The 19,452-nt window shown below is 61.9% G+C and carries 16 protein-coding genes; 11 read left to right on the forward strand and 5 right to left on the reverse strand.

Annotated features, from left to right (window positions below; genetic code table 11):
• Positions 1-14: 14 nt before the first annotated feature.
• Positions 15-1,550, reverse strand: a complete 1,536-nt coding sequence (locus Q8X51_RS06470) for an efflux transporter outer membrane subunit (RefSeq protein WP_407693146.1) — start codon at positions 1,548-1,550, stop codon at positions 15-17.
• 183 nt (positions 1,551-1,733) lie between these two features.
• Between Q8X51_RS06470 and Q8X51_RS06475 the strand changes: the two genes are divergently transcribed.
• The 5 genes from Q8X51_RS06475 to Q8X51_RS06495 all read left to right on the forward strand — a co-directional run bounded on the left by Q8X51_RS06475 (position 1,734) and on the right by Q8X51_RS06495 (position 6,129).
• A complete protein-coding gene (locus Q8X51_RS06475; protein ID WP_027604744.1) occupies positions 1,734-2,702 on the forward strand; it encodes a LysR family transcriptional regulator in 969 nt (322 codons plus the stop codon).
• Positions 2,703-2,814: 112 nt separating this feature from the next.
• Positions 2,815-3,789, forward strand: a complete 975-nt coding sequence (locus Q8X51_RS06480) for a 2-hydroxyacid dehydrogenase (protein ID WP_407693145.1) — start codon at positions 2,815-2,817, stop codon at positions 3,787-3,789.
• Positions 3,790-3,888: 99 nt separating this feature from the next.
• Positions 3,889-4,791, forward strand: coding sequence for a chemotaxis protein CheV (locus Q8X51_RS06485; protein WP_027604746.1), 903 nt, complete (start codon positions 3,889-3,891; stop codon positions 4,789-4,791).
• Positions 4,792-4,794: 3 nt separating this feature from the next.
• Positions 4,795-5,277, forward strand: coding sequence for a GNAT family N-acetyltransferase (locus Q8X51_RS06490; protein WP_065924246.1), 483 nt, complete (start codon positions 4,795-4,797; stop codon positions 5,275-5,277).
• 108 nt (positions 5,278-5,385) lie between these two features.
• Positions 5,386-6,129 (forward strand): YkgJ family cysteine cluster protein, encoded by a 744-nt coding sequence (locus tag Q8X51_RS06495; RefSeq protein ID WP_407693144.1) that lies wholly within the window; start codon positions 5,386-5,388, stop codon positions 6,127-6,129.
• 30 nt (positions 6,130-6,159) lie between these two features.
• Here the strand turns inward: Q8X51_RS06495 and Q8X51_RS06500 are convergent, their stop codons facing one another.
• Together Q8X51_RS06500 and Q8X51_RS06505 are read right to left on the reverse strand one after the other, a co-directional pair.
• Entirely contained in the window at positions 6,160-6,942 is a 783-nt protein-coding gene (locus Q8X51_RS06500; protein ID WP_065924248.1) for a transporter substrate-binding domain-containing protein, read from the reverse strand.
• A gap of 166 nt (positions 6,943-7,108) precedes the next feature.
• Positions 7,109-7,342: a hypothetical protein gene (locus Q8X51_RS06505; RefSeq protein WP_027604750.1), complete on the reverse strand. Its 234-nt coding sequence runs from the start codon at positions 7,340-7,342 to the stop codon at positions 7,109-7,111.
• 213 nt (positions 7,343-7,555) lie between these two features.
• Here Q8X51_RS06505 and Q8X51_RS06510 point away from each other — a divergent pair, with 213 nt between their 5' ends.
• The 6 genes from Q8X51_RS06510 to Q8X51_RS06535 all read left to right on the forward strand — a co-directional run bounded on the left by Q8X51_RS06510 (position 7,556) and on the right by Q8X51_RS06535 (position 17,073).
• A complete protein-coding gene (locus Q8X51_RS06510) occupies positions 7,556-8,722 on the forward strand; it encodes an efflux RND transporter periplasmic adaptor subunit (RefSeq protein ID WP_407693143.1) in 1,167 nt (388 codons plus the stop codon).
• A complete protein-coding gene (locus tag Q8X51_RS06515) occupies positions 8,719-11,814 on the forward strand; it encodes a multidrug efflux RND transporter permease subunit (RefSeq protein ID WP_407693142.1) in 3,096 nt (1,031 codons plus the stop codon). The genes Q8X51_RS06510 and Q8X51_RS06515 overlap by 4 nt, the downstream gene beginning before the upstream one ends.
• 31 nt (positions 11,815-11,845) lie before the next feature.
• Complete coding sequence (locus tag Q8X51_RS06520; RefSeq protein ID WP_027604753.1) at positions 11,846-12,523, forward strand: heavy metal response regulator transcription factor; 678 nt, start codon at positions 11,846-11,848, stop codon at positions 12,521-12,523.
• Positions 12,513-13,877, forward strand: a complete 1,365-nt coding sequence (locus Q8X51_RS06525; RefSeq protein ID WP_407693141.1) for a heavy metal sensor histidine kinase — start codon at positions 12,513-12,515, stop codon at positions 13,875-13,877. The genes Q8X51_RS06520 and Q8X51_RS06525 overlap by 11 nt, the downstream gene beginning before the upstream one ends.
• A gap of 287 nt (positions 13,878-14,164) precedes the next feature.
• Positions 14,165-15,493, forward strand: coding sequence for an OprD family porin (locus tag Q8X51_RS06530; RefSeq protein ID WP_407693140.1), 1,329 nt, complete (start codon positions 14,165-14,167; stop codon positions 15,491-15,493).
• A gap of 86 nt (positions 15,494-15,579) precedes the next feature.
• Positions 15,580-17,073 (forward strand): sensor domain-containing diguanylate cyclase, encoded by a 1,494-nt coding sequence (locus Q8X51_RS06535; RefSeq protein WP_065949000.1) that lies wholly within the window; start codon positions 15,580-15,582, stop codon positions 17,071-17,073.
• Positions 17,074-17,179: 106 nt separating this feature from the next.
• Here the strand turns inward: Q8X51_RS06535 and lpxC are convergent, their stop codons facing one another.
• Both lpxC and ftsZ read right to left on the reverse strand, forming a co-directional pair.
• Positions 17,180-18,091 (reverse strand): UDP-3-O-acyl-N-acetylglucosamine deacetylase, encoded by a 912-nt coding sequence (gene lpxC / locus Q8X51_RS06540; RefSeq protein ID WP_003171886.1) that lies wholly within the window; start codon positions 18,089-18,091, stop codon positions 17,180-17,182.
• 112 nt (positions 18,092-18,203) lie between these two features.
• Complete coding sequence (gene ftsZ, locus Q8X51_RS06545; RefSeq protein WP_407693139.1) at positions 18,204-19,409, reverse strand: cell division protein FtsZ; 1,206 nt, start codon at positions 19,407-19,409, stop codon at positions 18,204-18,206.
• Positions 19,410-19,452 lie beyond the last annotated feature (43 nt).

The raw sequence follows: 19,452 nt of genomic DNA on the forward strand, positions 1-19,452 counted from the left end.
AGTGACCAAACTATTCAGTGATCAAACATGGCAAGCGCCGCCGGGGTCTTGCTCGGGAGGGTCTTGGCGTCCTGCGGTAGGTCTTTGCCGGCGTCGAGACCGCCACCCAGTGCGGTCACCAGTTCGGCATGGGCGCCAAGCCGCGCGGCCTGGACCTGCTGCTCGACCTGTTGTTGGCGAAACAGCAGGGTCTGGGCATTGAGTACATTGAGGTAATCGGTCAGGCCGCGCTGGTAGGCGATCATCGCGATGTCGTAGGTCTTCTGCGCCGAGGCCACCGACTGCGCCGCAAATGCTGCTTGTTTGTCCATGGACTCACGGCGAATCAACTGGTCGCTGATGCCCTTGAGCGCATTGACCAGGGTCTGGTTGTAGCGCGCCACGGCGATGTCATAGCCGGCGCTGGCTTCCCCCAGCTCGGCACGCAGGCGGCCGCCGTCGAAGATCGGCAAACTGATCGCCGGGCCGACGCTGTAGTTGAATTTCTTGCCGGCGAGAAACGCCAGCATGCCGCCGCCGGTGGCCATGTAGCCGAGGCTGCCGACCAGGTCGACGTTGGGGTAGAAACCGGCGTGGGCCACATCGATGCCACGGGCTTGCGCCGCGACCTGCCAACGGCTGGCAACCACATCCGGGCGCTGGCCGAGCAATTGCGCGGGCAGGCTCGAGGGCAGTTTCAGTGGTGCGGCAAGGGACAGCGTCGGACGCTGCAACGTGGCCCCCTCCCCCGGGCCTTTACCGGCAAGCGCCGCCAGCTGGTTACGGCTCAGGGCGATTTCCTCGTCCAGGGCATCCAATTGGCGATGGGTTTCCGGCAGCGACGTTTCGGCCTGGCTCACGTCGAAATGGGTGCCGATCCCGGCGTCCAGGCGTTTGTTGGCCAGGTCGAGGATCTGCTGTTGCTGGGCCAGGGTCGCCGCGACGATATCGCGGTTGGCGTAATGCAACGACAGCTGGATATAGGCGCGCACCACGTTGTTCTGCAGTTCAAGCTGGGCCTGGCGGGCTTCGGCCGCGCTCATGTGGGCCAGGTCGACGGCACGCTCGGTGGCGTTGCTTTCGCGGCCCCACAGGTCGAGGGCGTAGCTCAACCCCAGGGACGCATTGTTGTCCCAGGTGTTGGCGCCGCTCAATTCCCCTGGGCCGTAGAACTGATCCTTCGGCCAATTGTGGCGTTTGAGGGTGGTATCAGCGTTGATCTGCAGCGACTCGGCCGACTCGGCAACCCCGGCCATGGCCCGCGCTTCCCGCACCCGCGCGGCAGCCATCGCCATGCTCGGGCTGTTTTGGGTGGCGAGTTCGACCCAGCGGTTGAGCTGGGGGTCGCCGTAGGCCTGCCACCATTGTGCGGTGGGCCAATGGGCATCCTGGGCGGCGCTGCGGATCGCTTCGTCGGTGGCCAGGGTAGTGGCATTGAGGGCCCGGCCTTGGGGGGCGATTCCTCCGGTTCCGATGCAGCCGCTGATTGCTAACGATAAAGCGCAAACACTGAGAGCCTTCAGCGCTCGGTTAATGAGAGTCTTCAGCTCTCTGCTGATGCGACGCGGCACGGCGAACGAATTCCTGAGGTGGTGTTGCGGGGGGAGGTGGCGCAATTCTAGGCGGCGGCATGGAGGACGATAAGCTGGCATTCCTGTGAATCTTTGTTACCGTTCAAGCGATAATCCGTTGGTAGGGATCACTGGACGGCGTAACTTTCTGTCACAATTTGGCATCTCCCCTGAGAACTCTCCATGGACACTTTGCAAAACATGCGCGCCTTCAGTTGCGTGGCCGAAGCGGGCAGCTTCACCGCCGCCGCCGCGCAACTGGACACCACCACCGCCAACGTCTCGCGCGCGGTCTCCAATCTTGAGGCCCACCTGCAAACCCGCTTGCTCAACCGCACCACCCGCCGCATTGCCCTCACCGAGGCAGGTAAACGCTACCTGCTGCGCTGCGAGCAGATCCTGGCCTACGTCGAAGAAGCCGAAGCCGAGGCCAGCGACGCCCACGCCCGCCCCGCCGGGCAGCTGAAAGTGCACACCATGACCGGTATCGGCCAGCACTTCGTCATCGACGCGATCGCCCGCTACCGCCGCACCCACCCAGACGTGACCTTCGACCTGACCCTGGCCAACCGCGTGCCGGACCTGTTGGACGAGGGCTACGACGTGTCCATCGTGCTGGCCAGCGAGCTGCCGGACTCGGGCTTCGTCTCCCAGCGCCTGGGCATCACCTACAGCATCGCCTGCGCCTCGCCGGACTACGTCAAGGCCAAGGGCTGCGCGCAACGGCCCCAGGATTTGCTAAACCACGCCTGCCTGCGCCTGGTCAGCCCGGTGATCCAGTTGGACAAGTGGACCTTCAACGGCCCTGAAGGCCAGGAAAGCGTGGCAATCAATACGTCGCCGTTCCTGGTCAACTCCGCCGACGCGATGAAAACCGCGATCACCAGCGGCATGGGCGTCGGCCTGCTGCCGGTGTATGCGGCCATCGAAGGCCTGCGCAACGGCACATTGGTGCGAGTCATGCCCACCTATCGCTCCCAGGAGCTGAACCTGTACGCAATCTACCCGTCTCGCCAGTACCTGGATGCGAAGATCAAGACCTGGGTGGAATACCTGCGCGGTTCGTTGCCGGAGATCCTGGCGGCGCACCAGGCGGAGCTGGTGGCGTATGAGTTGAGCGGCAGCCTCAGCGGTGCACGGCTGGCGAACTGATTTCTACCAGGCGATACACGTCTTTAAATGTGGGAGGGGCGGTGTCCTGACAATTGCCGGCAGGAATGTTAGCGTGCTTGGCATTCTTCCGTAGTCGATGAGCCCGCCTGCAATGAAAAAGACCGTCCTCGCCTTCAGCCGTGTCACCCCGCAAATGATCGAACGCCTGCAACAGGATTTCGACGTGATCGCGCCCAACCCCAAGCTGGGCGACATCAACGCTCAATTCAATGAAGCCCTGCCTCACGCCCACGGTTTGATCGGCGTGGGTCGCAAGCTGGGCCGCGCGCAGCTCGAAGGCGCGGGCAAGCTGGAGGTGGTGTCCAGCGTGTCGGTGGGCTACGACAACTACGATGTGCCGTACTTCAACGAGCGCGGGATCATGCTCACCAACACCCCCGACGTACTGACCGAAAGCACTGCCGACCTGGCCTTCGCCCTGCTGATGAGCAGCGCGCGCCGGGTGGCCGAGCTGGACGCCTGGACCAAGGCCGGCCAATGGAAAGCCAGCGTCGGCGCGCCGCTGTTTGGCTGTGACGTGCATGGCAAGACCCTCGGTATCGTTGGCATGGGCAATATCGGCGCGGCCGTGGCCCGGCGTGGGCGCCTGGGCTTCAATATGCCGATCCTGTACAGCGGCAACAGCCGCAAGACCAAGCTGGAACAGGAACTGGGCGCGCAATTGCGCAGCCTGGACCAGTTGCTGGTCGAGGCGGATTTCGTCTGCCTGGTGGTGCCGTTGAGCGACAAGACCCGCCACCTGATCAGCACCCGCGAGTTGGGTCTGATGAAGTCCAGCGCGATTCTGATCAATATCTCCCGTGGTCCGGTGGTCGACGAACCGGCGCTGATCCAGGCCCTGCAAAACCAGACCATTCGCGGTGCCGGGCTGGATGTGTATGAGCAGGAGCCGTTGGCCGAGTCGCCGCTGTTCCAACTGAGCAACGCGGTGACCCTGCCGCATATCGGTTCGGCGACCCATGAAACCCGCGAAGCCATGGCCAACCGCGCGCTGGACAACCTGCGCAGCGCCCTGCTGGGCCAGCGCCCGCAGGACCTGGTGAACCCGCAGGTGTGGAAGGGCTGACACGGGCCCGGCCCGACACAAAATCGGGTTAAAGCCTGGCTCTCCCGAGTCGATAACCTTCAATAGAAGTTCGTCATCCCTGATCCACAGAAGGTTTTTATGTCCACCACCAAAGCCCGCGCAGACTCACTCTCGCTTCTGCTCTTTACCTTGCGCAGCGGCAAGCTGATGGCCATCAACCTGCTGAAAGTCAGCGAGATCATCCCTTGCCCGCCGCTGACCAAGCTGCCGGAGTCTCATCCCCACGTCAAAGGCATCGCCACCCTGCGTGGCAATTCGTTGGCGGTGATCGACCTGAGTCGCGCCCTGGGGGAAATGCCCCTGGAAGACCCGAACGGAGGCTGCCTGATCGTCACCGACGTGAGCCGTTCCAAGCAGGGCCTGCATGTGCAGGCCGTCAGCAAGATCGTGCACTGCCTGACCACCGATATTCGTCCACCGCCCTACGGCTCCGGCGGCAACCGCGCGTTTATCACCGGGGTAACCCAAGTGGAAGGCGGCCTGGTGCAGGTGCTGGACATCGAAAAAGTCATCCACGGCATCGCCCCGGCGCCGATTGAAGCGGCGCCTACCGACCTGACCATGGAAGAGGCGGAAGTGCTCGGCAATGCGCGGATCCTGGTGGTGGATGACAGCCAGGTCGCCCTGCAGCAGTCGGTACACACCCTGCGCAACCTTGGCCTGACCTGCCACACCGCACGCAGCGCCAAGGAAGCCATCGATGTGCTGCTGGAGCTGCAAGGCACCGCCGCGCAGATCAATGTGGTGGTGTCGGACATCGAGATGTCCGAAATGGACGGTTATGCCCTGACCCGCACCCTGCGTGAAACCCCGGACTTCCAGGATCTCTACGTGCTGCTGCATACCTCCCTGGACAGCGCGATGAACAGCGAAAAGGCGCGCCTGGCCGGTGCCAACGCGGTGCTGACCAAGTTCTCCTCGCCCGAACTGACCAAATGCCTGGTGGTCGCCGCCCAGACCGTGGCGCAACAGGGGCTGTAACCGGTGGCGGAGCATTTCCAACTGCTGCGCCGCGACCTCACCGGCAGCCTGCCTGCACCTCAATGGCCGGCCCATACGCAGTTGGATCACTACCGCGACGAGCTGGCCCCGGCGATCCATGCGGTGCTGCGCATGACCCAGGAGCAAGGGGGAGGCCGCGTTCCTCATCTGCACGCCTGGCAGCATCTGTTTGTCAGCGACGCCGAATTCGATCCCACGCTGTGCCTGGTGGCCAGCAATGGCGATGGCATTCTCGGCGTGGCGCAGTGCTGGACCAGCGCGTTTATCAAGAACCTGTCCGTGCATCCTTGCGCTCAAGGCCAAGGCTTGGGCCGCGCGTTGCTGCTGCACTGCTTCCAGGTGTTCAAGCAGCGTGGCGAACCCTATGTCGACCTCAAGGTGCTGGAGAGCAACCGGCGCGCCCGACAACTGTACGAAAGCGCGGGCATGGTCTTTGTGTTGCGGGATGTGGTCGCCGAGGACTGACAGGCGCTGGCGCATAACTTGCTTCCAGAGCAGCACAACGGTGGATAGAGGTAAAAACCCGTCACTGTTCCTGTGTGCCCTCTGACCTAGCCTGGTGACAGATCCGCCATGAACACCCATTTTTCCTGCGTCGGTTGCGGCAAATGCTGCAGCGATCACCACGTCCCCCTGACCCTCCAGGAAGCCCGCCAATGGGCGGCTGACGGCGGTAACGTCATCGTTCTGGTGGAGGGTTTCCTGAGCAATGGCCTGGGCCTGCCTCAGCAGCAGCGCGAACATGCCGAGCGCCGTTCGGTGGTGGTGCCCAGCGGCAACACCGCGGCGTTTGTGGCAATCACCTTTGCCGCCTACAACGCCGGGCGCTGCCGGAATCTTGACGCAGACAACCTATGCCGCATCTACGAGCGCCGCCCGTTGGTGTGCCGCATCTACCCGATGGAGATCAACCCCCATATCCCGCTCAACCCCGCCGCCAAGGATTGCCCGCCGGAATCCTGGGAACAGGGCCCGGCGTTGATCGTCGGGGGTGAATTGGTGGACCAGGAACTGGTGGAGCTGATCCAACGCTCGCGCCAGGCCGACCGAGACGACGTGCAGACCAAGGAGGCGGTGTGCGCCTTGCTCGGCATTCGCACCACGGCGCTCAAGGGGGATGGATTTACCGCGTACCTGCCGGACATGAGCGCGTTTGCCCAGGCGATTGAGCTGGCGGTGGACCAGCCGTCCGTGACCAGTGAGTGGGTGTTTCATGTATCGGGGATGGACATCGCCGAACAGTTGCTGGATGCCGGGGCGCAGATTGCCACCGAGGTGCCGGCCAACTATGCGTTTATCTCGCTGCGGGCGGCGTAGACCTTAAAGGCCGCCTCGTGCGGCGGTCGATCAGTGCTCGGCAGGAACGGCGTCAAGGCGGTAGGGCTGGATGATCCGCTGGTACTCGCCGCTCTGCTTCAGTTGTTCAAGGGCGCAGTTGAGTTCGTTGCGCAATGCGGTGTCAGGTTTGCGCACTGCGATGGCCACACCATCGCCCAAAAGCTCGGACGAAATGGCAGGGCCGACGAAGTCGAAATCGTGGCCGTCTTCGGTGTCGAGCAAGGCTTCACGAATTTCTACCGTGCCTTGCAGGGTCGCATCAATCTCGCCGGCTTTAAGGCTGCTGACTAATTCATTGTTGAGCCAGAAGCTCTTGACGATGACGCCATTTGGCGCCCACATCGAGCGGGCAAAAGCCTCACGGTTACTTCCCAGCAACACGCCGACACGCTTGCCCTTGAGCGACTTTACCCGCGGCTGCAAGTTGGACATGCGACGGGCCACCAGGCGCGTGGTGAAGGGGTAGAGGTTATCGGTGAAGCCCACCCAGCGTTGCCGTTGCGACGTCGGCGCCATCCCCATGATCGCGTCGAATTTCCTGGCTTCAAGGGAGATGAAATCTTCGGCAAGCACCTGGTCGACCCAGATGCAGCGTGCATTCAACTGCACGCACAGGGCGTTGCCCAACTCGATATTCAAGCCGACCAACTGCCCTTGCGGGTCGCGGCTCTGGAACGGGGGGAACTGTGCAGCAACGGCGAAACGGATTTCACGCAGCGGTGGATCATCGGCCGCAGAGACATCCGCCGCAAGCAACAGGGCAAACACTACACAGATGTGTATCAGAGCCAAGGGAGACGTCCTTTTCCGGAAAGACCAGCATCGCCCTGCTTCCCCCTGAAATCACAGGGGCAGAGCAAAGGCTGTGCAAGCTTTCAAGAAACGGTCGTAGGCCTACAATCAGAAATTTCAGCAGAGGCTGTAGGCAATAATCGACACGATGTGCGACTTGTTAATCTCAGCGTTTACCCATCGAACGACGAGTACCCGGCGGTGCCATGCCTGGCGACTTGGTATGGCCGTTCTTGGCGCCGTTTTTGTACCACGGTTGGGCCGCATTCCTGGCCCCAGCCAACTCACCCGGCTTGAACGGAAACTTGAACGCCGGGATCTCGGCTTTTTCAACGCCTTCGGCGCTGGCCGGATCGACGATGTCGGTCGCTTCAACAGGGGGTTGTGTCGGGGAAGTCATGAAAGCTCCGGGGCGTGCAAAAAATGATGCGGGGCCGGCTTGCGGGCCACACTGGCGCGCAGTATACCTGCGAGCTTCGGATCTTTAACCACCACCGGTACGAATGGTCGGAGTTTGCTGACAGCGCTGTCAGTTAGCCGTCACCGTGCTGACCGGGTTGAAGGGCTATAACGACCGCTCACTCTCCCCATCCTTTGCCCCGGCGCCTCACCCATGCACATTCAACGAAAAACCGCCCTGATCGTGGGTGTCCTCGTGGTCGTGGCGGTTGCAGCCTGGGCGCTGACCCGGCCAGCCAAGGCCAGACTGGCGGCACCCACCGCGATCCCGGTGCGGGTGGTGAGCGTAGCGCAGCAGGACATTCCACGCTTTGTCAGCGGCATCGGCACGGTGTTATCCCTGCACAGTGTGGTCATTCGCCCGCAGGTCGACGGCATTCTCACCCAATTGCCGGTCAAGGAAGGCCAGTGGGTCAAGGCCGGCGACTTGCTGGCCAGAATCGATGATCGCTCGATCCGCGCCAGCCTCGACCAGGCCAGGGCGCAACTGGGCGAGAGCCAGGCGCAGTTGCAGGTGGCGCTGGTCAACCTCAAGCGCTACAAGGAATTGAGCGTCGACGACGGCGTGTCCAAGCAGACCTACGACCAGCAACAAGCCCTGGTCAACCAACTCAAGGCCACCGTCCAAGGTAACCAGGCCAACATCGATGCAGCCCAGGTCCAGCTGTCCTACACCCAGATTCGCTCACCGGTCAGTGGCCGCGTCGGTATTCGCAATGTGGATGAAGGCAACTTCCTGCGCACCAGCGATACCCAGGGCCTGTTCTCCGTGACCCAGATCGACCCGATTGCCGTTGAGTTCTCTTTGCCGCAACAGATGCTGCCGACCCTGCAAGGCCTGATCGCAGCGCCTGCCAAGGCCAGCGTCGACGCCTACCTGGGTGCCGACACCGACGGCCAGACCGGAGACCTGCTCGGCGAAGGCCACTTGAGCCTGATCGATAACCAGATCAGCTCCACCACCGGTACCCTGCGCGCCAAGGCCGAGTTCAACAACGCCTCGCAACGCCTGTGGCCGGGACAACTGGTGACCATCAAGATCCAGACCGCCCTCGACAAAAATGCCTTGGTGGTGCCGCCGACCGTGGTGCAACGCGGCCTGGATTCGCACTTCGTGTACCGGGTCAACGGTGACAAGGTCGATGTGGTGCCGGTGCAAGTCACCTATCAGAACAGCGACGTCAACATTATCAAGGGCGTGCAGGCCGGTGATGTACTGGTCAGTGATGGCCAGTCGCGGCTCAAGGCCGGTGCCCAGGTGGAGGTGCTCAAGGAGCCACCGCAGGTGATCCAGACCGTCGACGCCAAGGTGCAGCCATGAACGGCAGCCGGTCGCCCTCGGCCTGGTGCGTCGACCACCCGGTCGCCACCCTGCTGCTGACGTTTGCCCTGGTGCTGCTCGGGATCATTGCCTTCCCGCGCCTGGCCATCGCGCCACTGCCGGAGGCGGAATTTCCGACGATCCAGGTCACGGCACAACTGCCTGGCGCCAGCCCGGACACCATGGCGTCCTCGGTGGCGACGCCGCTGGAAGTGCAGTTCAGTGCCATTCCCGGCATGACCCAGATGACCTCCAGCAGTGCCTTGGGCTCAAGCCTGTTGACCCTGCAATTCACCCTCGACAAGAGCATCGACACCGCCGCGCAGGAAGTGCAGGCAGCGATCAACACCGCATCCGGCAAGCTGCCCAGCGACATGCCGAGCCTGCCCACCTGGAAGAAGGTCAACCCGGCGGACAGCCCGGTGCTGATCCTCAGTGTCAGCTCCGACAGCATGCCCAGCACCGAGCTGAGTGACTATGTGGAAACCCTGCTGGCGCGGCAGATCAGCCAGATCGACGGGGTCGGCCAGATCAACATTACCGGCCAGCAGCGCCCGGCGATCCGCGTGCAGGCTTCCCCCGACAAACTCGCGGCCATCGGCCTGACCCTGGCCGATATCCGCCTGGCCATCCAGCAATCGAGCCTCAACCTGGCCAAGGGTGCGATCTACGGCGAGAACAGCGTGTCGACCCTGTCGACCAACGACCAACTGTTTCACCCGGAGGACTACGCCCAACTGATCGTGTCCTACAAGGATGGCGCCCCCGTTCAACTGCGCGATATCGCCAAAGTCATCAACGGTTCGGAAAACGCCTACGTGCAGGCCTGGTCCGGCGACACTCCGGGCGTCAACCTGGTGATCTCGCGCCAGCCCGGCGCCAACATTGTCGAGACGGTGGACCGCATCCAGGCCGAACTGCCGCGCCTGCAAGGCATGCTGCCGGCTTCGGTGCAGGTCAGCGTGTTGACCGACCGCACCAAGACCATCCGCGCGTCCCTGCATGAAGTGGAAGTCACCCTGCTGATCGCCATCCTGCTGGTGGTGGCGGTGATGGCGCTGTTCCTGCGCCAGTTGTCGGCGACGCTGATTGTGTCCAGCGTGCTCGGCGTGTCGCTGGTCGCCAGTTTTGCCCTGATGTACCTGATGGGCTTCAGCCTGAACAACCTCACCCTGGTGGCGATCGTGATCGCCGTGGGCTTTGTGGTCGACGATGCCATCGTGGTGGTGGAAAACATTCACCGCCACCTCGAAGCGGGGCTCGACAAGCGCGAAGCGGCGATCAAGGGCGCCGGCGAGATTGGCTTTACCGTGGTGTCCATCAGCTTCTCGCTGGTGGCGGCGTTTATTCCGCTGCTGTTCATGGGCGGTGTGGTCGGACGGCTGTTCAAGGAATTCGCGCTGACGGCCACTTCGACCATCCTGATTTCGGTGGTGGTCTCCTTGACCCTGGCACCGACATTGGCCGCGCTGTTCATGCGCGCCCCGACCCATCCGGCCCACGACAAACCCGGCTTCAGCGAACGCCTGCTGGCCGGCTATGCGCGCAACCTGCGCCGCGCGCTGGCCCATCAGCGCAGCATGGCCGCGCTATTCGTGGTGACCCTGGCCCTGGCCGTGGCCGGCTACGTGTTTATCCCCAAGGGCTTCTTTCCGGTACAGGACACCGGTTTTGTGCTCGGCACCAGCGAAGCGGCGGCCGATGTGTCATACCCGGACATGGTCGCCAAGCACAAGGCCCTGGCTGAGATCGTCAAGGATGACCCGGCGGTGCAGGCGTTTTCCCACTCGGTGGGCGTGACCGGCAGCAACCAGACCATCGCCAACGGGCGCTTCTGGATCGCCTTGAAAGACCGCGGTGATCGCGACGTGTCCGCCAGCCAGTTCATCGACCGCATCCGGCCCAAGCTCGCGAAAGTGCCGGGCATCGTGCTGTACCTGCGCGCGGGGCAGGACATCAACCTCAGCTCCGGCCCCAGCCGCGCCCAGTACCAGTACGTACTCAAGAGCAACGACGGCCCGACACTCAACACCTGGACCCAGCGCCTGACCGAAAAACTGCGCGCCAACCCGGCGTTTCGCGACCTGTCCAACGATCTGCAACTGGGCGGCAGCATCACCCATATCAGCATCGACCGCCAGGCCGCCGCTCGCTTTGGGCTGACCGCCACCGATGTCGACCAGGCGCTCTACGACGCCTTCGGCCAGCGCCAGATCAACGAGTTCCAGACCGAGATCAACCAATACCAGGTGGTGCTGGAGCTGGACAGTCAACAGCGCGGCAAGGCCGAAAGCCTGAACTACTTCTACCTGCGCTCGCCACTGACCAATGAGATGGTGCCGTTGTCGGCAGTGGCCAAGGTCGACGCGCCGACCGTGGGGCCCTTGTCCATCAGCCATGACGGCATGTTCCCCGCCGCCAACCTGTCGTTCAACCTGGCACCCGGTGTGGCGCTGGGTGACGCGGTGATCATGCTCAACCAGGCCAAGAATGAAATCGGCATGCCGACCACCATCATCGGCAACTTCCAGGGCGCGGCCCAGGCGTTCCAGAGTTCACTGGCCAGCCAGCCCTGGCTGATCCTCGCGGCGCTGGTGGCTGTCTACATCATTCTGGGTGTGTTGTATGAGAGCTTCGTGCACCCGCTGACGATTATTTCCACCTTGCCCTCGGCGGGGCTGGGCGCGCTGATCATGCTGTCGCTGATGGGCCAGGACTTTTCGATCATGGCGCTGATCGGCCTGGTGCTGCTGATCGGCATCGTGAAGAAGAACGGCATCCTGATGATCGACTTCGCCCTGGACGCCCAGCGGGTACGCGGGCTGCCGCCGGAAGAGGCAATCTATGAAGCCTGCATCACGCGGTTCCGGCCGATCATCATGACCACCCTCGCCGCCCTGCTGGGCGCGGTACCGTTGATGCTCGGCACTGGCCCTGGCGCGGAAATGCGCCAGCCCCTGGGCATCGCGGTGGTCGGCGGCTTGCTGGTGAGCCAGGCGCTGACGCTGTTCACCACACCGGTCATATACTTGTACCTTGAGAAATTTTTCCACCGGCCCAAACCAGCGGCTGAGCTGGCAACCACACATTGAGGCCAAGGCACCGCCCTGGAGCAAAAGGCTCATGCGCGTACTGATTGTTGAAGATGAAGAAAAAACCGCCGATTACCTGCACCGAGGCCTGACGGAGCAAGGCTACGCCGTCGATGTGGCGCGCGAGGGCGTCGAGGGCCTGCACCTGGCGCTGGAGAACGATTACGCGGTGATCGTGCTCGACGTGATGCTGCCCGGCCTCGATGGCTTTGGCGTGCTGAGGGCGTTGCGTGCGCGCAAACAGACACCGGTGATCATGCTGACCGCCCGCGAGCGCGTGGAAGACCGTATCCGCGGCCTGCGCGAAGGCGCCGACGATTATCTTGGCAAACCGTTTTCCTTCCTCGAACTGGTGGCGCGCCTGCAAGCCCTGACCCGCCGCAGCGGCGGCCACGAGCCGGTGCAAGTGACCGTTGCCGACCTGTGGATCGACCTGATCAGCCGCAAGGCCAGCCGCAATGGTGTGCGCCTGGACCTGACCGCCAAGGAGTTCTCGCTGCTCAGCGTATTGGCGCGGCGCCAGGGCGAGATCCTCTCCAAGACCTCGATTGCAGAAATGGTCTGGGACATCAATTTCGACAGTGACGCCAACGTCGTGGAAGTGGCGATCAAGCGCCTGCGCGCCAAGCTTGACGGGCCGTTCGAACACAAGCTGCTGCACACCATTCGCGGCATGGGTTATGTGCTGGAGAATCGCAGTGTCGGCTAATTCCATTGCGCTGCGCCTCAGCAGCATGTTCACCCTGGTGGCGGCGCTGATATTCCTGTTGATCGGCGGCGCGCTGTATCAGCAGGTGGATCGCAGCCTGGGCTTGCTGCCAGGGGCGGAGCTGGATGCGCGCTACAGCGTGTTGGAATCCTCTGTGAACCGCTTCGGCACGCCGGACCATTGGGTGAAGATTCAAGCCAAGCTCAAATTATTGGGTGAGGAAGACAAGCGTATCCGCTTCTGGGTCGTCAGCAGCGATCCGAACTACGAGTACGGCAACCCCGATGCGCGGATCCGCACCTTCGCCGAAGGCCCGACGGGCAAGCGCGACCTGCACCTGCCGGGGCGCGAATACCCGTTCAAAGTGCTGGTGAGCCAGTTCCCGGCCAAGGACCAACGCCCGCCGCTGCGTTTCATGATCGCCATCGACACTGAGAACTTCCGCGCGACCCAGCACCATCTGCTGGTGGCACTGGTCAGCCTGGCGCTGGTCGGCGTGGCGCTGGCGGCGCTGCTGGGGTTCTGGGTGTCGCGCATTGGCCTCAAGCCGCTGGGCAAACTCTCGGATGAAGCACAGAAGCTGACGCCGCCGAAGCTCTCCGGGCGCCTGCAACTGTCACCGCTGCCGCCGGAGCTGAGCCAGTTCGTCAACTCGTTCAACTCCACCCTGGACCGCGTGGAACAGGCCTACTCGCGCCTGGAGTCGTTCAACGCCGACGTCGCCCACGAACTGCGCTCACCGCTCACCAACCTGATCGGCCAGACCCAGGTCGCCCTGACGCGCGGGCGTTCGGCCGAGCATTATTTCGAGGTGCTGCAATCCAACCTCGAGGAATTGGAACGCCTGCGCTCGATCATCAACGACATGTTGTTCCTCGCCAGCGCCGACCAGGGCAGCAAGGCCACCAAGCTGATTGAAAGCTCATTGGCCGACGAGGTAGCCACCACCCTCGACTACCTGGACTTCATCCTCGAAGACGCCCAGGTCCGGGTGCAGGTCCACGGCGACGCCCAGGTACAGATCGAAAAAGCCCACCTGCGCCGCGCCCTGATCAATCTGTTGAGCAATGCCGTGCAGCACACCGCGCCCGGGCAGGTGATCGACGTGAACATTGAAGTGCTGGAGCATCAGGTAGCCATCGGCGTGACCAACCCTGGCGATGTGATTGCCAGCGAACACCTGCCCCGGCTGTTCGAACGTTTCTATCGGGTGGATGCGTCGCGCAGCAACAGCGGGGCGAATCACGGTTTGGGGCTGGCCATCGTCAAGGCGATTGCCTTGATGCACGGCGGTGATGTGTTCGTGCGCAGCGATGTCAGCGGCAATACCTTTGGCATCACTCTGCCGGTCTAGACATCTCCCCCATGGCCCCAGCATCACTGTTGCTGTTTTGGCAACAGTCATTATCTTGTTACACTCTGTATCGCAGCGCTCGCCTGCGTTACTTTGACGCATCGATGAGCGCGACGGCAAAGACAGCTGACCCGCTTACCCGAATTTCCCTCGACTTATTTCCAGGGCTCTACACTGGGAATCTGTCTTAAAGCCGCTGACTTCAGCGGCTTTTTTTTGCGCTAAAAAAAGGCCAGGCACACCCCCACGACACTGGCCGTTTTCGATTGACCAAAGGAGCTCCACCGGTGAAGAACTCGCTGACGTTCACCCCGTTATTCCTCGCGATTGCAGCAACGATCGTTCCCCTTGCCCACGCGGCAGACACCACCCCCGCCGACGGATTCGTCGAAGGCTCGCACCTCAACATCAACACCCGCAACTACTACATGAACCGCGACCGTCGCGACATCCACACCGATGACAGCAAGGAATGGGGCCAGGGTTTTATAGGCACCTTCGAATCCGGCTACACACAGGGCACCGTCGGCTTCGGCCTGGACGCCCACGCCATGCTCGGCCTCAAGCTCGACGGCGGTGGCGGCACCGACGGTTCCAGCATCCTTCCCTACGGCAGCACTGACGGCAGCGGCAAAGCGCCCGGTTCGTTTTCCACCGCAGGGGGCACCTTGAAGATGCGCGCCTTCGATACCGAGTTGAAGGCCGGCGACCTGTTCCTCAACAACCCGGTGATCGCCGGCGGCATGACGCGCATGCTGCCGCAGACTTTCCGTGGCGTGAGCCTGAGCAACCACAGTTTCGACGGCTGGATGCTCGAAGGCGGCCAGGCCAGCTTCACCAAGCTCTACAACCAGAGCGGCCACCGACGCATCGGCACCAGCTATGGCGCATTGCCGAGCAACGCTGACAGCCAGCACATGAATTGGGCGGGCGTGTCGTTCAGCGGCATCCCGGAAGTGACCAGCAACCTGTACGCTTCCGAACTCAAGGACGTGTGGCACCAGTACTACTACGACCTGGACTACACCTACGCGCTGAACGACCTGGTCAGCCTCAACCCGGGCCTGCACTACTACCACACCCAGGACACCGGCCAGTCGCTGCTCGGGGATATCGACAACAACACCTACAGCCTGCACTTCACCGTCGGCGTGGGTCACCACAGCGTCACCGCCGCCTACCAGCGGGTCAACGGCAACACGCCGTTCGACTACATCAGCCAGGGCGACAGCGTGTACCTGGACAACTCCCAGCAATACTCGGACTTCAACGGTCCCAATGAGCGCTCATGGAAGCTCAAGTACGCCTACGACTTCGCGGGCCTCGGCATGCCTGGCCTTACCTCGGCGGTGTCCTACATCAGCGGTAAGACCGATCTGACCAAAGTCGACCCGCAAAGCCGTGGCTACAGTGCCTGGTACAGCGCTGACGGCAAGGACGCCAAGCACTGGGAACGGGATATCGATTTGAAGTATGTGGTGCAGGGTGGCAAGGCCAAGGATTTGGCCGTGCGCCTGCAATGGGCGACCAATCGCGGCAGTCATGGCTACTCGGCGGTAGACCGGGATGTGGATGAATACCGGGTGATCGTCGACTACCCGATCAACGTGTTCTAACGCGTATATCTTTCTTTTTAACCGAGTATTTAATTTTCATCGGGTAGAACTAAACTGCCAGCATCCACATCGCTGAAGTCTGCCCGATGAGCCAACGCCATGTCCGTATCCTGCCCGCACGCCCAGAACTGTTAATGGTTTTGGGCAGCGGTATCACTGTTGTCTTGATCGTGGTCATCGTCGCAGCGTTGCTGATCCGCGAACACGCCAGCACCCTGCAGGCCGCTACGCGCTCAACCACCAACATTGCCCAACTGATCAACGCCGATGTGCTGCGTAACGTCGAGCTCTACGACCTGGCACTCAAAGGGTTGATTGCCGCCAAACAACGCGAAGACCTGGCCCAGGTTGCGGCGAATATCCAGCACCTGGTGCAGTTTGACTTGTCCACTGCCGCACCTTTCAAGGGTGAAGTGCTGTTGTTGGACGCCAATGGTGCGGTGATCGCCGATTCTTCCACCCTGCAGCCCACCCCGCGCAATTTTGCCAATCGCGATTACTTCCAGGTGCATACCAAGGACGCCCAGGCCGGCTTGTATATCAGCCGGCCGTTCAAGATTCATTGCGACTGCGATCAGGTCTGGCGCATGGCATTCAGCCGGCGTGTGTCGGGGCCTAACGGTGAGTTTGCTGGCGTTGCGGTCGCAACCATGCGCCTGGCGTACTTCGATCAGCTTTTCAGTACGCTCACCATCGGCAACGGCAGCAGCGTCAACCTGCTGAGCAACCGAGGCATTTTGCTCGCCCAGCAACCGCTGCTGGAGCGCGACATGATCGACAAGGACCTGAGCGAACGTCCTAACTTCAAGCGCATGCTGCGCGAAGGCAGTGGCAGCTTCCAGGCCATCTCTGCCATCAGCGGCAAGGAGCGCCTGTACACCTTCACCAATGTCGGAGACCTGCCGCTGATCGTGGTAGTAGCCCTGTCCAGTGAAGATGTATTCGCCCCCTGGAAGCGCGCCGCACTGCTGACCAGTGGCGCCACGGGCATCCTGTGTATCGGCTTGTTATGGCTGACCTGGATGCTGCGCCGGGAACTGCGCCGCCGTTATCGCGCAGAGCGCGTACTGTCAGAACTGGCAGCCACCGACGCCCTGACCGGCCTGGCCAACCGCCGCATCCTCGACGAACGCCTGCGCCTTGAATGGGACCGGGCGCAACGTTCGCTCGAACCACTGACCGTGCTGATGATCGACGTGGACCACTTCAAGGCCTTCAACGACCGCCACGGCCATCATGGTGGCGATGCAGCACTGCGCACGGTGGCCCAGGTTATCAGCGCCAATATCCGCCGCCCTGCCGACCTCGCAGCGCGTTACGGCGGCGAGGAGTTCGCGGTGGTGCTGCCCAATACGGACGCCAAGGGCGCGTGGGTCATCGCCGAGCATATCCGCAGCAGCATCGAACATTTACCACGGGTAGCGGGGGATGAGCAGCCGATCACGGCGAGCATCGGCATGAGCACCCGGGACAAGCGCAGCCGGATGTCCCTGGAGGCTTTGCTGCTCAGTGCGGACAGGGCGTTGTATGAGGCCAAGCACACGGGGCGCAATCGGATTGTGGATGCCAGTGAGGGGTGATGATCGCCCCCACGCTGCGCATGGGAACGAGGGAGGCGCGTCACAGACACATAAAAAAAGGCCACCCGAAGGCAGCCTTTAAAAACTAAAGAAAGAGAGTTGTTACTTACACCGCCGCAACGGGACGCATGTAAGAGATCGGTGCGGTGCTGGCATCTTCGAAGGTCACGACTTCCCAAGCGTCTGTCTGCTCAATCAACTTGCGCAGCAGCTGGTTGTTAAGGGCGTGGCCCGACTTGAAGCCTTTGAACTCGCCTATCAGGCTATTGCCCAGCAGGTAGAGGTCACCGATTGCATCGAGGATCTTGTGCTTCACGAATTCGTCTTCATAGCGAAGGCCGTCTTCGTTCAGTACACCATCCGCGTCGACCACAATGGCGTTTTCAACGCTGCCGCCGAGTGCGAGGTTGTGCTTGCGCAGGTACTCGATGTCACTCATGAAACCAAAGGTACGGGCGCGGCTGACTTCTTTTACGAACGAAGTGCTGGAAAAATCCACGCTTGCACTCTGGGTGCGGTCACGGAATACCGGGTGATCGAAATCGATCTCAAAGCTCACTTTAAAGCCTTCGAACGGGACGAAGGTGGCGCGCTTGTCGCCGTCTTCTACTGTCACTTCCCGCAGAATGCGTATGAACTTCTTGGCTGCGTCCTGTTCTTCCAGGCCGGCAGATTGAATCAAGAATACGAAGGGTCCAGCGCTGCCATCCATGATCGGGACTTCGGACGCGGAGAGCTCGACGTAGGCGTTATCGATGCCCAAACCGGCCATGGCCGAGAGCAAGTGCTCCACCGTGTCCACTTTGACGTCACCGTTGACCAACGTGGTCGACATCGTGGTTTCGCCAACATTTTCCGCGCGAGCAGGAATCTGCACCACAGGGTCCAGGTCGGCACGCACAAACACGATGCCGGTGTCGACAGGTGCAGGCTTGAGGGTCAGGTATACCTTCTCCCCGGAGTGCAGACCTACACCTGTGGCACGAATAATATTCTTCAGGGTGCGTTGTTTAATCATGGCTTGGACCGCTTCAGCGCAAATTGCGAACTGGTATCAACAAAGGCTGGCGATAATAGCAGACCAGACCTTTGCTGAACACCAATCACCTTCATAGCCCTGATACATTCCATTAATCGGCCTGACGACGCAGGAATGCCGGGATGTCCAGGTAGTCCAGATCATCTTGCGGATTCGGGCTACGGGACGCCGCAGCACCGGCCTGAGCCTGGTTGCGCATCACGGTCGGACGATCCAGGTCACGGTAGTTCACCGACGGCAGTTCCTGGCGCGAAGGCGCTGGAGCGGCAGCCGCTTGGTTCGCGTGGCTGGCCTGGCTGTTATGCAGGGTGTTGTCGATGACCTTCACAGGCTTCTCGATTTTCGCGCCCAGGCCGGTGGCAACCACGGTCACGTGCAGCTCGTCGCGCATGTCCGGGTCGATAACGGTACCGACCTTGACCATGGCGTGCTCGGAAGCGAAGGCTTCGATGATGCTACCCACGTCGGAGTACTCACCCAGGGACAGGTCAGGACCGGCGGTGATATTCACCAGGATGCCGCGTGCGCCTTGCAGGTTCACGTCTTCCAACAACGGGTTGCGGATGGCCGCTTCAGTGGCTTCGCGTGCACGGTTCGGACCGCTGGCGCAGCCAGTGCCCATCATCGCCATGCCCATTTCGCTCATGACAGTACGGACGTCGGCAAAGTCGACGTTGATCATGCCCGGGCGCTTGATGATGTCGGAGATACCGCGAACGGCACCGGCCAGTACATCGTCAGCCTTGGCGAACGCGGACAGCAGGCTCGCGTCCTTGCCCAGGATGGTCAGCAGCTTCTCGTTGGGAATGGTGATCAACGAGTCGACGCTTTCAGACAGCAGACGGATACCTTCGTCGGCGATCTGCATGCGCTTGCGGCCTTCGAACGGGAACGGACGGGTCACGACCGCAACCGTCAGAATCCCCATTTCCTTGGCCACTTCGGCAATGATCGGCGCTGCACCGGTACCGGTACCGCCACCCATGCCCGTGGTGATGAACACCATGTTGGTGCCCTGCAGCACTTCGGCAATACGCTCGCGGTCTTCCAGGGCGGCTTGACGGCCGACTTCCGGATTGGCGCCGGCGCCGAGGCCCTTGGTCACGGCTGTGCCCAATTGCAGGATGGTCCGCGCGCCGATGCTTTTCAGCGCCTGGGCGTCAGTGTTGGCGCAGATGAATTCAACGCCTTCAATGTTGCTCTTGACCATATGGTTGACAGCGTTGCCGCCGCCACCGCCGACACCGATCACTTTGATGACCGGGCTGGCGGGGATGTTGTCTACGAGTTCGAACATGTTCCCTCTCCTTTCGTTTTCTCTAGTTTTTTCGCCTACTACT

This window comes from Pseudomonas sp. Yb2C2 (assembly GCF_052112325.1).
GTDB lineage: Bacteria > Pseudomonadota > Gammaproteobacteria > Pseudomonadales > Pseudomonadaceae > Aquipseudomonas > Aquipseudomonas marginalis.

Excerpts from the sequence above, each read along its gene's own strand:
- Q8X51_RS06475 (WP_027604744.1), top strand. The coding sequence starts at position 1,734 with ATGGACACTTTGCAAAACATGCGCGCCTTCAGTTGCGTGGCCGAAGCG.
- Q8X51_RS06480 (WP_407693145.1), top strand. The coding sequence starts at position 2,815 with ATGAAAAAGACCGTCCTCGCCTTCAGCCGTGTCACCCCGCAAATGATC.
- Q8X51_RS06485 (WP_027604746.1), top strand. The coding sequence starts at position 3,889 with ATGTCCACCACCAAAGCCCGCGCAGACTCACTCTCGCTTCTGCTCTTT.
- Q8X51_RS06495 (WP_407693144.1), top strand. The coding sequence starts at position 5,386 with ATGAACACCCATTTTTCCTGCGTCGGTTGCGGCAAATGCTGCAGCGAT.
- Q8X51_RS06505 (WP_027604750.1), bottom strand. The coding sequence starts at position 7,342 with ATGACTTCCCCGACACAACCCCCTGTTGAAGCGACCGACATCGTCGAT.
- Q8X51_RS06510 (WP_407693143.1), top strand. The coding sequence starts at position 7,556 with ATGCACATTCAACGAAAAACCGCCCTGATCGTGGGTGTCCTCGTGGTC.
- Q8X51_RS06515 (WP_407693142.1), top strand. The coding sequence starts at position 8,719 with ATGAACGGCAGCCGGTCGCCCTCGGCCTGGTGCGTCGACCACCCGGTC.
- Q8X51_RS06520 (WP_027604753.1), top strand. The coding sequence starts at position 11,846 with ATGCGCGTACTGATTGTTGAAGATGAAGAAAAAACCGCCGATTACCTG.
- Q8X51_RS06535 (WP_065949000.1), top strand. The coding sequence starts at position 15,580 with ATGAGCCAACGCCATGTCCGTATCCTGCCCGCACGCCCAGAACTGTTA.
- lpxC (WP_003171886.1), bottom strand. The coding sequence starts at position 18,091 with ATGATTAAACAACGCACCCTGAAGAATATTATTCGTGCCACAGGTGTA.
- ftsZ (WP_407693139.1), bottom strand. The coding sequence starts at position 19,409 with ATGTTCGAACTCGTAGACAACATCCCCGCCAGCCCGGTCATCAAAGTG.